The sequence below is a fragment of the Rahnella contaminans genome, assembly GCF_011065485.1.
GTDB classification, from domain to species: domain Bacteria; phylum Pseudomonadota; class Gammaproteobacteria; order Enterobacterales; family Enterobacteriaceae; genus Rahnella; species Rahnella contaminans.
The window spans coordinates 276,463-291,001 of sequence record NZ_JAADJS010000005.1 but is presented as its reverse complement, the minus strand read 5'-3'; the positions used below and the strand labels follow the sequence as shown (position 1 = coordinate 291,001).

The following is a 14,539-nucleotide window of genomic DNA, read 5'->3' as shown; positions in this document are numbered from 1 at the left end:
GCACCATTTTGAAATGTGCTGGTACAACATCAGCAAACAAACCGATTTTATCGAGGTGAGAGGCACATGCCTGTAATTAAAGTACGTGAAAACGAGCCGTTCGACGTAGCTCTGCGTCGCTTCAAGCGTTCCTGCGAAAAAGCAGGTGTTTTGGCAGAAGTTCGTCGTCGTGAATTCTATGAAAAACCGACTACCGAACGTAAACGCGCTAAAGCATCTGCAGTAAAACGCCACGCCAAGAAACTGGCTCGCGAAAACGCACGCCGCACTCGTCTGTATTAATCTTCGGGGGCAACCCCAAATCGCGTGATTTGCAATATCAAGAACGCGCAGACTGCGTAGTAGCATACGAAGGCCGTGCTTTCCGAAAGGAATGCGCGGCTTGTTCTCGTTTATAGGCTAGTGAGTAAGGGGCTTATGGCTGGGAGAATTCCGCGCGTATTTATCAATGACTTGCTGGCTCGTATCGATATCGTCGATTTGATCGACGCTCGTGTAAAGCTCAAGAAACAGGGTAAAAATTATCACGCGTGCTGCCCTTTCCACCATGAGAAAACACCCTCATTTACCGTAAATGGCGATAAGCAGTTTTATCACTGTTTCGGCTGTGGTGCCCACGGCAATGCCGTCGATTTCCTGATGAACTATGACAGACTGGAGTTTGTCGAAAGCATTGAGGAACTGGCGACAATGCAAGGTTTGGAAGTGCCGTATGAAGCAGGCACTGGCCCGACTCAGATGGAGCGTCATCAGCGTCAAAGCCTCTACCAGCTGATGGCACCGCTTAGCGAGTTCTATCAGCAATCACTTAAACAACCGGCGGGTGCACCGGCCAGAGACTATCTTGCCCGGCGCGGTTTAAGTGAAGACGTCATCAATCATTTTGCCATCGGTTTCGCCCCACCGGGCTGGGACAACGTGTTAAAGCGTTTCGGTAAGAATGCCGATGATAAAGCGTCTCTGATCGACGCCGGTATGTTGGTCACCAATGACAACGGACGAAGCTATGATCGTTTTCGTGAACGGGTGATGTTCCCGATACGCGACAAACGTGGCCGTGTGATTGCATTTGGTGGCAGGGTTTTGGGCAACGATACGCCGAAATACCTGAACTCACCGGAAACCGAGATTTTCCATAAAGGCCGCCAGTTGTACGGCCTGTATGAAGCACAGCTGAAAGCCCCTTCTCCGGCACGTTTGCTGGTCGTTGAAGGGTATATGGACGTCGTCGCATTGGCGCAGTTCGGCATCGATTATGCCGTTGCGTCTCTGGGAACCTCCACGACGGCGGACCACATTCAGCTGATGTTCCGCAGCACGGATAACATCGTTTGTTGTTATGACGGTGACCGCGCGGGGCGTGAAGCCGCGTGGCGCGCACTGGAAACGGCATTGCCGTATCTCAACGATGGCCGTCAGCTGCGTTTTATGTTTTTACCCGACGGCGAAGATCCGGACACGCTGGTGCGTAAAGAAGGCAAAGATGCGTTTGAACAAAGGATGGAACAGGCAATGCCGCTTTCCACTTTCCTGTTTGATTCGCTGATGCCGCAGGTTGATTTGAGCAGCCCTGACGGGCGGACCAAATTGAGCATGCTGGCATTGCCGCTGATCCGCCAGGTTCCCGGTGAAACGTTACGGATGTATTTGCGTCAGCAGTTAGGGAATAAGCTCGGCATTTTAGATGACAGCCAGTTAGAAAAGCTGATGCCTAAACAGGCAGAAGGGAGCAATGTCTACCAGGCGCCCCAGCTAAAACGCACAACCATGCGTATACTTATAGGGTTACTGGTACAAAACCCACAACTGGCTACACTTATACCCTCGCTGCAAGGTTTGGAGCAAGCGAAGCAACCAGGATTAGATCTGTTCAGCGAGTTAGTGACTACTTGCTTAGCCCAGCCAGGGCTCACAACAGGCCAATTACTGGAACTGTATCGTGACAATAAGTTCTACCAGCAACTTGAAACTCTGGCGACATGGAACCACATGATCGTAGAGGAGATGGTCGAAGAAGAATTTCGTGCCACGCTGGCCAGCCTGTATGACTCTATTTTAGAGCAGCGGCTTGAAACCCTGATAGCAAAAGCCAGGACGCATGGCCTGAGTCCAGAGGAACGTACAGAAGTCAGTTCCCTGAATCAGGTGTTAGCGAGAAAGAGTTAACAAAAACATATAAAGGTAAGGCTTCAGGCGTTACCACAGAAAACACGGCTTAAGTGCCGATATATAGCGGGGCATGGCCCTGCGCAGAGCCGCCCTGGTGGGCCGCGGCACAATAAACGCCCCTAACGTTATTGTTGGCGATGTTACCCGACCGACACCAACCCAAATACTCTGAAGTGTGGATACCGTCTTATGGAGCAAAACCCGCAGTCACAGCTTAAGCTACTTGTCACCCGTGGTAAGGAGCAAGGCTATCTGACCTATGCTGAGGTCAATGACCATCTGCCGGAAGATATCGTCGATTCCGACCAGATCGAAGACATCATCCAGATGATTAACGACATGGGCATCCAGGTACTTGAAGAAGCACCGGACGCCGATGATTTGATGCTGGCCGAAAACCGCCCTGATACCGACGAAGACGCTGCAGAAGCGGCGGCGCAGGTACTTTCCAGCGTTGAATCTGAAATTGGCCGTACCACCGACCCTGTGCGTATGTATATGCGCGAGATGGGTACCGTTGAACTTCTGACCCGTGAAGGCGAAATCGACATCGCCAAACGTATCGAAGACGGTATCAATCAGGTCCAGTGCTCCGTTGCTGAATATCCTGAAGCTATCACTTATTTGTTAGAGCAATATGACCGTGTTGAAGCAGGTGAAGTTCGTCTGTCTGACCTGATCACGGGTTTTGTTGACCCTAACGCCGAAGAAGAAATCGCGCCAACTGCAACTCACGTGGGTTCTGAACTGACCACTGAAGAGCAGAATGATGACGACGAAGACGAAGATGAAGACGACGATGCTGAAGACGACAACAGCATCGACCCGGAACTGGCTCGCCAGAAGTTTACCGAACTGCGTGAACAGCATGAAGCGACGCGTCTGGTCATCAAGAAAAATGGCCGTAGTCACAAGAGCGCAGCAGAAGAAATCCTGAAACTTTCTGATGTGTTCAAGCAGTTCCGTCTGGTGCCAAAACAGTTCGATTTTCTGGTCAACAGCATGCGTTCCATGATGGATCGCGTTCGTGCTCAGGAACGTCTGATCATGAAAGTGTGCGTTGAACAGTGCAAAATGCCGAAGAAAAACTTCGTCAATCTGTTCGCCGGTAACGAAACCAGCGATACCTGGTTCGATGCAGCTCTGGCGATGGGTAAACCGTGGTCTGAGAAGCTGAAAGAAGTCACCGAAGATGTACAGCGCGGCCTGATGAAACTGCGTCAGATCGAAGAAGAAACTGGCCTGACTATCGAGCAGGTTAAAGATATCAACCGTCGCATGTCGATCGGCGAAGCGAAAGCCCGTCGCGCGAAGAAAGAGATGGTTGAAGCAAACTTACGTCTGGTTATTTCTATCGCCAAGAAATACACCAACCGTGGTCTGCAGTTCCTCGACCTGATCCAGGAAGGTAACATCGGCCTGATGAAAGCCGTTGATAAGTTTGAATATCGCCGTGGTTATAAGTTCTCAACTTATGCGACCTGGTGGATCCGTCAGGCTATCACCCGCTCCATCGCCGACCAGGCGCGTACCATCCGTATCCCGGTACATATGATTGAGACGATTAACAAACTCAACCGTATTTCCCGTCAGATGCTGCAAGAGATGGGCCGCGAACCTACGCCGGAAGAGCTGGCTGAGCGTATGCTGATGCCGGAAGACAAAATCCGTAAAGTACTGAAAATCGCGAAAGAGCCAATCTCCATGGAAACGCCAATCGGCGACGATGAAGATTCGCATCTGGGTGATTTCATCGAGGATACTACCCTCGAGCTGCCACTGGATTCTGCAACGTCTGAAAGCTTGCGTTCTGCGACGCATGACGTTCTGGCTGGCCTGACCGCACGTGAAGCGAAAGTTCTGCGTATGCGTTTCGGTATCGACATGAACACTGACCACACTCTGGAAGAAGTGGGCAAACAGTTCGACGTTACCCGTGAACGTATCCGTCAGATCGAAGCGAAAGCGTTGCGTAAACTGCGCCACCCAAGCCGCTCCGAAGTGCTGCGCAGCTTCCTGGACGATTAATCGTCCTCAGGCTGTCAGCCATTAAAAGCCCCGCCTTTCTCTGGAAATGGCGGGGCTTTTTTTATCCGGATTCACCAGAAATTCAGGGATTCAGCGACGTATACAGCTCACGATATGAAGCGACCAGCTCATCGAGCGTCGCACGGTTCAGCCCGCTGGGATTTGGCAAAACCCAGACCTCTGTCCGGCCAATTTTCAGCGCCTGATGCCCCCAGTTCACTTTGCTGATGCCAAACGCCTTGCTGAAGGCCTGCTTACCCAGAATGGCTAATGCACGCGGCTGATAGCGCAAGATTTTCTCTTTTAGCATCTCACCGCCATCACGCAGTTCATCACGATTTAGCTCGCTGGCTTCAACCGTCGGACGCGCTACAAGCGCCGTGATACCACAACCGAAATCCTGCAACTGCTGCCACTCTTCCGGCGCTAACTGACGCCCGGTAAAACCCGCCTGATGAATGACTTTCCAGAAACGGTTACTGCCATTCGCAAAAGGATAACCCTTGTGGGCGGACGAAAGACCGGGATTAATGCCGCAGAACACAACCTGAAGATCCTCCACGAGGATATCTGTAAGCATATTGTTTTCCTGAGACGTATTTGCTCGAGTTATGGGTAAAAAAGTCTGCGAACACAACATACTAGAACTGTGCACAAAACGCGCATACAAACCGAACACATATAGACCTGTTAGCAAGGTTTACCGTATAATCCCGCACCTCGGCCCTTTAGCTCAGTTGGTTAGAGCACGCGACTCATAATCGCTTGGTCGCTGGTTCAAGTCCAGCAAGGGCCACCAAATTAAACAAGGACTTGCGTCAAAAAACGTGAGTCCTTTGTTTTTTTAAAGTTTAAACCGGAGATTTTTGCACGGATAATCAGAGTGCTTACCGGTTGTTGACTGCAATAAAACCTATCCACTCTTCTGACCAATTACCGTGAGAGTGATCAGTACTCATCTTCTCCCCATTCCATTTTTCCAGCTTTATCCGCTGCTTTGATATCTTTCATCTGACCTTCGAGAATATCGAGACACGCTGCTCCGCTCTTTCCTGTTCCTGCTAACTGCGCGTGTGCGCTGGTGTAATAGCGCTCAATCATTTTTTCCGTGGGTTCTATAAATGGCATTCCACAGACAATGTTAATATTATGCGGCGTAACCTGCTTTAAAGTTGCTGGCGTATTAACTGTCAGCGCCAGCGCCAATGCTGTATCGATGCCTTCCTGAAATGCAGCGGCACCTAAAAACGGTTCCTGAGTTAATTCAGGATAAAGAGATATGTACTCGGTGTCTCCGCGTGTAATTTTATTCTGAATCTCCTCATAGTCACGACTCGTTAAGGCGGCAGCGTCATTATGAGCAATAGCAAATATGACTCGTTCATGCAGACTATCCGACGACGTCTGGCAATATCCAATCTGTGGCAAAAGACTGGCAATTAACGTTAGCGTTATTTTCCTCATCATTTAACCTTCAACGTACGATCACCACTTGCCCAGATTTCTCGACGGACGGATGGCGCGATCACAACACAGCGCCTCGCCCGGATGTTGACGACTATCTCCGTGTATTTCAAAGTCACCCCGCCCGAACATGGTATTCGAACTATTTGGATTCAGGCGCATAGCATAAGCGCCGGTGACATGTGAATTAAACGGCGCCGAGATAGTGTAACTGCCGGAGGGAAGTGGAGCGGCGTCAGGACTTCCATGCGGGGCGTGTATAGCTTCCGTTTCAGGATGATTTTTGTAGTGCCCCTTGCCAGAATAACCGGTCGTTTTCACCGTGCCGTTATGCGTTAACGTTCCGCTTGCGCGGTCATATTCCCATGCCATCTTAAGCTCCTTTCCTTTCATTCCACGAATCAGAGTGAATGATATTACCGTCAACGTACCGCCACGTTATTCTTTCATATACGAATTCTACACACTCCATATGGCCTTTTTTTTCAAAGAGAGGGGCTTTGATATCCAACATTACTGGCATAATGGAAGTCACGCGCACACCTTCTAAAAGCGTATTAAAATATTCGACTTCCTGACCGGAATCGTTAATCGAATAAAACTTGAATTCGGCATTTTTCAATCGCTGCCCGGTGGTTAATGCCTTATATAAATACGGGCTGGAATCGTCAATTTCCTTCTCAAAATAATAACTAGTATGAATTCGTGTACCGGTTATTTTTCCTGTTTGGCGATCCGTCGGTAACACAACATTATGCTGAATTTCCGTTACTTCAATACTCCCTTCCCGCCCCCTGACGTCTACGCCACCACGAATCACAGCACCACCATCATCTTTGAGCCATAAATAAATGGGTATAGCCATTCTTAACACCTGCTGTGAGTTATTGAGTTGTGCAAACATACGCCTGCTGAAATGTTCATCAGCATGCAAGTTCAAAAAATTGAAATTTTCAGATGTTTGTTAGCGAATTAAGCATCTTGCATAGGAACAAAAATCAGATTCAAAGAAGCTAAGCGAGAAACCATAACTCCCTTCTTAACCAGACCTTTACCCTCATTCTCCCCTCCCGCGATTGACCCGGCCTCGCTCAAATATAATAATGAGAACCATTAACATTAAAGATTAGGGAATGGATCCAATGATTAGCGCTGGTTTTCGCATTTTTGCAGGGATTGCCGGGCTGTTTTTATCACTGATTTTCACCACTCACGCCTTTGCGGAAGGCTGGCCTCGCGAGATAAAAACTTCTCATGGCATCCTCACATTGCAGCAACCTCCGCAGCGAATTGTGTCCACCAGCGTGACGGTCACAGGGACATTGCTGGCCATCAACGCGCCCGTGATTGCCAGCGGGGCTTCCGGGCCAAACAGCCGATTTGCCGATCAGCAGGGCTTCTTCCGCCAGTGGGGAGATATCGCGAAACAGCGCGGAGTTGAACGTCTGTACATCGGCGAACCGAATGCCGAAGCCATTGCCGGTCAGGCTCCGGACTTAATTATTATTGCGGCCACCGGCGGTGATTCCGCCCTGAAGCTTTATGATCAGCTGTCCGCGATTGCGCCGGTCATGGTGGTTAATTATGACAACAAAAGCTGGCAGGATCTGGCGAAGGAATTAGGTCAGGCAACCGGCAAGGAAGCCGATGCTGCTGCCGTTATTGCCCGGTTTGAGGCGCGCGAAGCTGCATTAAAAAAAGCTATAAAACTGCCACCGCAGCCTGTTTCTGCGCTGGTTTACAGCGCCGATGGCAAAACATCAAATCTCTGGACCCCCGTCTCGCCGCAGGGACAGTTGCTGCAAGAGTTAGGGTTTAAATTGGCCTTGGTGCCTTTGAATATTGCCGCCAGCCTGAGTCAGGGCAAACGTCATGACATCATTCAGCTTTCCGGAGAGAAAATGCCTGACGCGCTAAACGGCCAGACCCTGCTGCTGTTCTCTGCCAGTCAAACCGACGCTGAGCGTCTGCTGACCAATCCGTTCCTCGCGAAATTACCCGCAGTAGAAGGTAAGCGCGTTTATGCGATGGGCGATGATACTTTCAGGCTGGATTATTACAGCGCCAGCAATATGCTGACGCAGCTTGAAACCCTGTTCACCGCCCGCTGATGCCTCGTCGTATGCACGCAATTCCTGCGCCTCGCGTTTCATCGCCGGGGCAATTTCCGCGACAGGCCACCGGAATACTGTTTGCCGTGCTGCTGCTTGTTCTGATGATGGCGCTGAGTCTGTTGCTGGGCGGGAAATCCCTTTCTTTCAGCACCGTGATTTCAGCACTCAACGGGCACTGCACCGGTGCTGACTGCGTGATCGTGACCGACGCCCGGCTGCCGAGAACGCTGGCAGGTTTACTGGCGGGAATGGCGCTCGGATTATCAGGCGCGCTGATGCAAATCCTGACCCGCAATCCGCTGGCCGACCCCGGTATTCTTGGCGTTAACGCCGGTGCCGGGTTTGCGGTCGTTCTCGGAATTGCCTTCTTTGGTGTCACCGATGTCAGCGGTTATCTGTGGTTCTCGTTTGCCGGAGCTTTATCAGCGGCGTTGCTGGTCGCCATGATTGGTGCACTCGGGCGCGGAAGGCTTGACCCTGTTCGTCTCACACTGGCAGGCGTTGCGCTGGCGGCCGTTCTGGAAGGATTCTCGTCGGGGATTTCCCTGCTGAATCCGCAGGTTTACGATCAGCTTCGCTTCTGGCAGGCCGGTTCGCTGGATATCCGCAACATGGCGGTGATCCGCACCGTCACACCGCCGATCCTTTTCGCCATTTTCCTGAGCTTGCTGATGACCCGTTCCCTGAATAATCTGACAATGGGCAGTGAACTGGCGACCGCGCTGGGCACTAAAATCATCACGACCCAGCTGCTGGGATTACTGGCCATCACGCTGTTATGCGGTAGCGCGACAGCAGCCGTCGGCCCTGTCGCATTTGTGGGGCTGATGGTGCCGCATATGGCGCGCTGGATTTGCCGTGCGGATCCCCGCTGGCTGTTGCCGTGGACGCTGATCCTCACGCCGACGCTGTTGCTTGCGGCAGATATCGCCGGACGGCTACTGGTCGCCGGTGAGTTGCGGGTTTCTGTCGTCGTCGCCTTTATCGGCGCGCCGGTGCTTATTTTTCTGGTTCGCCGCCCCGGCGGATTGCGCAGAGGTTAGCCATGAGCCAGATATTATCTGAATCCCGCACGCTGAAAAAAAACCCGCTAATTTCGCGGCCATTTCTGACAGCGCTTGGGTTAGCTTTATGCACACTCTTACTGGCGATATTTGCGCTGGGCAGCGGCACGCTGGCGCTGAAACCGGCTCAGGTCGTCAGCGCCCTTCTGGGCGATGGCCCAAAAAACCTGCATATTATTGTGACTCAGTGGCGTCTGCCGCGCGTGGTGATGGCACTGATCACCGGCGCGGCACTGGGCGTCAGCGGCGCGATTTTCCAGTCGCTGCTGCGCAATCCGCTGGGCAGCCCGGACGTCATCGGTTTTAACACCGGCGCCTACAGCGGCGTTCTGCTGGCCATCGTGCTATTCAACGCCAGCGCGGCTGAAACCATGATCTGCGCCATGGCCGGAGGCATCGTCAGTGCGCTGCTGGTTTATGCGCTGGCATGGCGTCAGGGCGTCGAAACCTTCCGCCTGATTATCGTCGGTATCGGTGTGCGTGCACTGCTGATTGCGGGCAATACCAGGCTGATTATCAACGCCTCGCTTGAGTCTGCGCTCACCGCCGGGTTATGGCATGCGGGTTCGCTCAACGGAATTACATGGGAAAAAAGCCTGCCGGTGATCGCCCTGATTGTCTTGGCTCTGTTCCTCGCCCGGCTGCTTTCCTCGCGAATGCGTTTGCTGGAAATGGGTGACGATACCGCGTGCGCGCTGGGTGTCCCGGTGGAACGTTCACGCCTGCTACTGATGCTGGCGGGTGTGGCATTAACCGCCGCCGCGACGGCGCTGGCCGGACCCATTTCCTTTATCGCGCTGGTGGCACCACAGATTTCCCGACGCCTGTGCGCCAGCCAGCAGCACGCGTTATTTTTTGCCGCGCTGACCGGCGCACTGCTGCTGCTCGCCGCAGACGTCGCGGCGCAACGTCTCTTCCTCCCTTATCAACTGCCCGTCGGCGTGCTCACCGTCAGTCTCGGCGGTATCTATCTGATTGGTTTGCTCATCCGGGAGTCCCGCCGCTCATGAAGACTGAACATTTTTCACCGTTGTATGCGCAGAACCTGACGCTCGGTTACGACAAAAAAGTCATTGCGCGGGATTTATCGGTGTCGATCCCAGAAGGAAAACTAACGGTGATTATCGGGCCTAACGCCTGCGGAAAATCGACGTTATTACGTACGCTGAGCCGCCTGATGCAGCCGCAGTCCGGCACGGTTTTTCTCGACGGAAAACTGATTGGCGATTACGGCACGAAAGACGTGGCAAAAAGGCTGGGCTTATTACCGCAAAGTTCGACCGCGCCGGGTGATATCACGGTGGCCGATCTGGTCGGTCGCGGGCGCTATCCGCACCAGAATCTGTTCAGCCGCTGGAATGCGCAGGATACGCAGGCAGTCGATGACGCGATGCGGGCAACCGGAGTTTATGAACTGGCGGAAAGCACGGTAAATTCACTGTCCGGCGGGCAGCGGCAGCGGGTGTGGATTGCCATGGTGCTGGCGCAGCAAACGCCGCTATTGCTTTTGGACGAGCCGACGACCTGGCTGGATATCGCCCATCAGATTGATTTGATGGAGTTGATGTGTCGCCTGAATCAGGAAAATGGCCGGACGCTGGTCGTCGTGCTGCACGATCTGAATCAGGCCTGCCGCTACGCCGGGCATCTTATCGCCATGCGCGACGGAAAAATCCTCGCAGAAGGCGCGCCTGCCGATATCGTGACGCCGGAACTGATTGAGCAGGTTTTCGGATTGCGTTGCTCAATCATCGACTGCCCGGTGTCACATACGCCGTTAATTATTCCACTCGGCAATTTAGCCGTTTGACGGAGGATCTCCGGCGGCCCACTGCGTCTCATCCCACAGACTGCACAGGCCGTCGAGCAAACCGCCGCGCCACCACAGCGCGTCGTGCCCGCCTTCCAGCACCCGGTAACGCACCTGATTGGGGGTCGGTTTCAGCAGCGCCTCCATCTGATTATTCACGTCATAAATCAGCTTTTCGTTTCTGCCGGCTTCCATAAAGATTTTCAAATGGCTGCGTTCCCCCAGCCCTTTTTCAACCTGCGACAGGATGCTTTCCGCTTCTTGCTGAGCATCACGGGCTTGCTGACGATGGCGGCGCGGCCACCAGAAAGACCCCGACTGACTCAGCACGCACCCGAAACGTTCAGGCCAGTGCAAACCGGCATACAGCGACGAAAGGCCACCAAAACTCTGCCCCGCGACCACCGTTTTTTGCGCGTTATCGCTGTGCGCGGCCCGTTTTTTCACCTGCGGCAATAACTCGTCCCGCACCGCCAGCCAGAACTCCGGATTGCAGGTCAGCTCGCGGCTGCGGGTTTGAATATCAATAACATCGATCAGCACATACACCGCGTCGGGCAGCGCCCCTTCGCGCGTGAGCTGCGTCAGTGGCTGCCAGACGGGCATCTGTTTCGCCCAAAACTGGCCGTCGAGCAGGATCGCCAGCGGGCGCAAGGCAGGCTCCTGGCTTTCGCCGGTGGTAAACACCCAGACGTTTCGCATATTCCCCAGACGCGCACTTTTCCAGCGGAATGTTTGTAACGCCGCCGGAGCTTGCGGCGCTTTCGGGCCATCAAGATCAAACTCTTCCCAGGCGGGCTGTGGCAACGCTTCCGGCATATGCAGGCCGGACAACGCATGGGATTTTGCACCGGGCCACGGGCGATGCGGATTCAGCGGATCGTGCGTCGCGTGGCGGAAGAGTTTTTTCCACCATTCACGCGCGGCAAGCATGCTCTGATAGTCATCGTTATTTTGCGGAAATTCAGCGCCGGATTCGGTACGTGGGATCAGGCTGTAGCTTCCGCGCCAGTCCGCACGCAATTCGGTCTGCCAGTGCCAGACATCCGTTCCGGCCAGCCGCTGCAAACTCTGCGGCGGCGACGACTGATGGTGATCGGTGATGCCGTTGATGTTGATCCAGACACGCTGGGTCTCCGAAGTCGTTTCGTTGCCCTGCGGATCCCGCCAGAAGAACGTCACACGATAAAAACCTTCGCGCGAAGGTTCCGTCCACGGCGTTCCCCGCGCAGCAATTTCATTCCACCACGCGGCACTTCCAGCCAGAGGTTCCAACAACATGACCTGAGCCGCAGGTTTTTGCGGATGCTGATATTTCATCATTTTTTACGCTTTACAGCCTTCTGGCAGACAAGAAAAAACATTCCCGGTATGGCGCTTTACACTTTCCCTACAAATTAGGAATGGGAATCTAATTGATAATTGTTTTTATTTGCAATAGTGTGTTACCGCCCGTAACGCGGGTCAACAAAAACTACACACACAACAGGCCATCCTCCTGTTCAATCTCGCTATTTTTCAGGAAAGGATGGAATTTCAGGGCAGAATCCGACATGAAAAGCAGGCTACCACACTATTCGCTGGCAACCTTAATCGGGCTGGGATCAGCGCTTACTTTCCCCGTCAGCGCAGCAGAAACCTCCGCAACAACCGCAACAGAAACCGGGACTACGGCCGCTGAAACGCCGAAAAAAACCGAAGACACGCTGGTCGTCACCGCTGCACAGCAAAACCTTCAGGCTCCGGGTGTTTCCACCATTACGTCTGATGAAATCCAAAAACGCCCACCGGCACGCGACATCAACGAACTGATCCGCACCATGCCCGGCGTAAACCTGACCGGTAACTCCACCAGCGGACAGCGCGGGAACAACCGCCAGATTGATATCCGCGGCATGGGCCCGGAAAACACCCTGATCCTGATCGACGGTTTACCGGTGAACAGCCGCAACTCCGTGCGTCAGGGCTGGCGCGGCGAGCGTGATACCCGCGGCGATACCAGCTGGGTTCCGCCAGATATGATTGATCGCATCGAAGTGATCCGCGGCCCGGCGGCCGCGCGTTATGGCAACGGTGCGGCGGGCGGCGTAGTGAATATCATCACCAAAAAAGACACCAGCGAATGGCACGGCTCATGGAATACCTACATGAACGCGCCACAGCATAAAGAAGAAGGTTCAACGAAACGCACCGATTTCAGCCTGTCCGGCCCGCTCAGCGACCAGTTCAGTTTCCGTCTGTTTGGCGGCTACAGCAAAACACAGGCTGATTCGCAGTATATCAACGACGGCCATCAGTCCGAACGCACCGGCACCTATGCCGACACCGTTCCGGCCGGTCGCGAAGGCGTCATCAATAAAAATATCGACGCCATGCTGCACTGGGATTTCGCCCGCATGCAGTCACTTGAGTTTGAGGTGTCCAACAGCCGTCAGGGCAACCTGTACGCCGGTGACACGCAAAACACCAATACCAGCGCGCTGGTTAAAAGTATGTACGGCAAAGAGACCAACCGTATTTACCGCCAGTCCTACGCCCTGACGTACAAAGGCGCATGGGACAACGGCGTTTCCACCACCAACTATGTGCAGTACGAAAAAACCCGTAACTCACGCATGGATGAAGGTCTGGCGGGCGGCACGGAGGGGATCTTCTCTGACGACAGCTTCAACACCATCGCGCTGGGCGACATTCTTGCGCACAGCGAAGTCAGCATTCCGTTTGATTTAGGCGTGCCGCAAACCGCCACGTTGGGCACTGAATGGAACCAGCAAAAGATGAAAGACCCGTCTTCCAACGTTCAGTCTATGCTCGGCGGTGCCATTGACGGTATCGACAGCACCGGTCGCAGCCCGTATTCGCAGGCGGAAATCTTCTCGCTGTTTGCAGAAGATAACATCGAACTGACCGACAGCACGATGCTGGTTCCGGGCCTTCGTTTCGATCATCATTCTATTGTCGGCAATAACTGGAGTCCTTCCCTGAACCTGTCTCAGGAACTGGGCGATGACTTCACGCTGAAAATGGGGATCGCGCGTGCCTACAAAGCGCCAAGCCTGTATCAGACCAACCCGAACTACGTGCTTTACAGTAAAGGCCAGGGTTGTGCCGCCAGCGGCGGTGGCTGTTATCTGGTAGGGAATAAAGATCTCGATGCAGAAACCAGCATCAACAAAGAGATCGGTCTTGAGTTCCACCGCAACGGCTATCAGGCAGGCGTGACGTACTTCCGTAACGATTACCGCAACAAAATCGAGGCGGGTTATCTGCCAACCGGCACATCAACGACGGGCACCACTGACGTTTATAAATGGCAAAACGTTCCTAAAGCCGTCGTTCAGGGTCTGGAAGGGACGTTGAATATTCCGGTCACCAGTACCATTTCCTGGAATAACAACGGGACTTACATGATTGAAAGTAAAAACAAAGAGACCGGCGATTATCTGTCGATCATCCCTGAATTTACGATCAACTCTACGCTGAGCTGGCAGGCAACGGAAGATTTCTCCGTGCAGTCCACCCTGACCTGGTATGGCCGTCAGAAGCCGAAAAAATACAACTACAAAGGTGAAGCCGTAACCGGAAGTGAGAAGAATGAAGTCAGCCCGTATTCAGTGGTCGGCCTGAGCGGCACCTACGTTGCGACTAAAAATGTCAGCGTAACCGCCGGTATTGATAACGTGTTCGACAAGCGTCAGTTCCGCGCGGGTAATGCCCAGACCGTGGGTAACGCTACCACTAACGCCTATATGTACGGCGCGGGTGCAGCAACCTACAACGAACCGGGCCGGACTTTCTACATGAGCCTGAACACACACTTCTAAGCTCAGCCTCTGACCTGTAAAAAAGCCACCTGCAAAGGTGGCTATATTGTTTCTGCAACGGACTTT

At 53.3% G+C, this 14,539-nt stretch carries 13 protein-coding genes and 1 tRNA gene; 9 read left to right on the top strand and 5 right to left on the bottom strand.

Going from position 1 to position 14,539, the window contains the following annotated elements; translation table 11 throughout:
- The first annotated feature begins 66 nt into the window (after window positions 1-66).
- The 3 genes from rpsU to rpoD all read left to right on the top strand — a co-directional run bounded on the left by rpsU (window position 67) and on the right by rpoD (window position 4,197).
- Entirely contained in the window at window positions 67-282 is a 216-nt protein-coding gene (rpsU, locus tag GW579_RS20575) for a 30S ribosomal protein S21 (RefSeq protein ID WP_001144069.1), read from the top strand.
- Window positions 283-417: 135 nt separating this feature from the next.
- The gene (dnaG, locus tag GW579_RS20570) at window positions 418-2,166 is read left to right on the top strand and encodes a DNA primase (RefSeq protein ID WP_152324066.1); all 1,749 of its coding nucleotides are present in this window, start codon (window positions 418-420) and stop codon (window positions 2,164-2,166) included.
- A 192-nt stretch (window positions 2,167-2,358) separates the two neighbouring features.
- Window positions 2,359-4,197, top strand: a complete 1,839-nt coding sequence (gene rpoD / locus GW579_RS20565) for an RNA polymerase sigma factor RpoD (protein WP_095923569.1) — start codon at window positions 2,359-2,361, stop codon at window positions 4,195-4,197.
- Between the two features lie 82 nt (window positions 4,198-4,279).
- Here rpoD and mug read toward each other — a convergent pair whose 3' ends face one another.
- On the bottom strand, window positions 4,280-4,777 hold the full coding sequence (mug, locus tag GW579_RS20560) for a G/U mismatch-specific DNA glycosylase (protein ID WP_152324067.1): 498 nt from the start codon (window positions 4,775-4,777) through the stop codon (window positions 4,280-4,282).
- A 142-nt stretch (window positions 4,778-4,919) separates the two neighbouring features.
- Between mug and GW579_RS20555 the strand changes: the two genes are divergently transcribed.
- Window positions 4,920-4,996, top strand: a tRNA-Ile gene (locus GW579_RS20555).
- Window positions 4,997-5,145: 149 nt separating this feature from the next.
- Here GW579_RS20555 and GW579_RS20550 read toward each other — a convergent pair.
- From GW579_RS20550 to tssD, 3 genes are read right to left on the bottom strand one after another with little or no spacing between them, the layout of a single operon-like run.
- Window positions 5,146-5,664 (bottom strand): hypothetical protein, encoded by a 519-nt coding sequence (locus tag GW579_RS20550; RefSeq protein WP_165061471.1) that lies wholly within the window; start codon window positions 5,662-5,664, stop codon window positions 5,146-5,148.
- Between the two features lie 18 nt (window positions 5,665-5,682).
- Window positions 5,683-6,033 carry a DUF2778 domain-containing protein gene (locus GW579_RS20545; protein WP_235937442.1) on the bottom strand — a complete coding sequence of 117 codons (351 nt, stop codon included), beginning with the start codon at window positions 6,031-6,033 and terminating at the stop codon, window positions 5,683-5,685.
- Between the two features lies 1 nt (window position 6,034).
- A complete protein-coding gene (gene tssD / locus GW579_RS20540) occupies window positions 6,035-6,526 on the bottom strand; it encodes a type VI secretion system tube protein TssD (RefSeq protein WP_152327260.1) in 492 nt (163 codons plus the stop codon).
- 277 nt (window positions 6,527-6,803) lie between these two features.
- On the opposite strand from tssD, the gene fepB reads away from it, so the two are divergent.
- The 4 genes from fepB to GW579_RS20520 are packed head-to-tail and all read left to right on the top strand — an operon-like array spanning window position 6,804 to window position 10,649.
- Complete coding sequence (fepB, locus tag GW579_RS20535; RefSeq protein WP_165061623.1) at window positions 6,804-7,772, top strand: Fe2+-enterobactin ABC transporter substrate-binding protein; 969 nt, start codon at window positions 6,804-6,806, stop codon at window positions 7,770-7,772.
- Between the two features lie 11 nt (window positions 7,773-7,783).
- Entirely contained in the window at window positions 7,784-8,818 is a 1,035-nt protein-coding gene (gene fepD / locus GW579_RS20530; protein ID WP_165061468.1) for a Fe(3+)-siderophore ABC transporter permease, read from the top strand.
- Between the two features lie 2 nt (window positions 8,819-8,820).
- Window positions 8,821-9,849, top strand: coding sequence for an iron-enterobactin ABC transporter permease (gene fepG / locus GW579_RS20525; protein ID WP_165061465.1), 1,029 nt, complete (start codon window positions 8,821-8,823; stop codon window positions 9,847-9,849).
- Window positions 9,846-10,649 carry an ATP-binding cassette domain-containing protein gene (locus tag GW579_RS20520; RefSeq protein WP_152327263.1) on the top strand — a complete coding sequence of 268 codons (804 nt, stop codon included), beginning with the start codon at window positions 9,846-9,848 and terminating at the stop codon, window positions 10,647-10,649. The genes fepG and GW579_RS20520 overlap by 4 nt, the downstream gene beginning before the upstream one ends.
- On the opposite strand, the gene fes is transcribed toward GW579_RS20520, so the two are convergent.
- Window positions 10,638-11,969 (bottom strand): enterochelin esterase, encoded by a 1,332-nt coding sequence (gene fes / locus GW579_RS20515; protein WP_420821559.1) that lies wholly within the window; start codon window positions 11,967-11,969, stop codon window positions 10,638-10,640. The two genes, GW579_RS20520 and fes, sit on opposite strands and share 12 nt — an antisense overlap.
- Window positions 11,970-12,202: 233 nt before the next feature.
- Here fes and GW579_RS20510 point away from each other — a divergent pair, with 233 nt between their 5' ends.
- Entirely contained in the window at window positions 12,203-14,473 is a 2,271-nt protein-coding gene (locus GW579_RS20510; protein WP_165061459.1) for a TonB-dependent siderophore receptor, read from the top strand.
- Window positions 14,474-14,539 lie beyond the last annotated feature (66 nt).

Bases quoted from the DNA above. Each gene is read 5' to 3' on its own strand.
- rpsU (WP_001144069.1), top strand. From the start codon at position 67: ATGCCTGTAATTAAAGTACGTGAAAACGAGCCGTTCGACGTAGCTCTG.
- GW579_RS20545 (WP_235937442.1), bottom strand. From the start codon at position 6,033: ATGGCATGGGAATATGACCGCGCAAGCGGAACGTTAACGCATAACGGC.
- GW579_RS20520 (WP_152327263.1), top strand. From the start codon at position 9,846: ATGAAGACTGAACATTTTTCACCGTTGTATGCGCAGAACCTGACGCTC.
- tssD (WP_152327260.1), bottom strand. From the start codon at position 6,526: ATGGCTATACCCATTTATTTATGGCTCAAAGATGATGGTGGTGCTGTG.
- mug (WP_152324067.1), bottom strand. From the start codon at position 4,777: ATGCTTACAGATATCCTCGTGGAGGATCTTCAGGTTGTGTTCTGCGGC.
- GW579_RS20550 (WP_165061471.1), bottom strand. From the start codon at position 5,664: ATGATGAGGAAAATAACGCTAACGTTAATTGCCAGTCTTTTGCCACAG.
- fepB (WP_165061623.1), top strand. From the start codon at position 6,804: ATGATTAGCGCTGGTTTTCGCATTTTTGCAGGGATTGCCGGGCTGTTT.
- GW579_RS20510 (WP_165061459.1), top strand. From the start codon at position 12,203: ATGAAAAGCAGGCTACCACACTATTCGCTGGCAACCTTAATCGGGCTG.
- fes (WP_420821559.1), bottom strand. From the start codon at position 11,969: ATGAAATATCAGCATCCGCAAAAACCTGCGGCTCAGGTCATGTTGTTG.
- rpoD (WP_095923569.1), top strand. From the start codon at position 2,359: ATGGAGCAAAACCCGCAGTCACAGCTTAAGCTACTTGTCACCCGTGGT.
- dnaG (WP_152324066.1), top strand. From the start codon at position 418: ATGGCTGGGAGAATTCCGCGCGTATTTATCAATGACTTGCTGGCTCGT.
- fepG (WP_165061465.1), top strand. From the start codon at position 8,821: ATGAGCCAGATATTATCTGAATCCCGCACGCTGAAAAAAAACCCGCTA.
- fepD (WP_165061468.1), top strand. From the start codon at position 7,784: ATGCACGCAATTCCTGCGCCTCGCGTTTCATCGCCGGGGCAATTTCCG.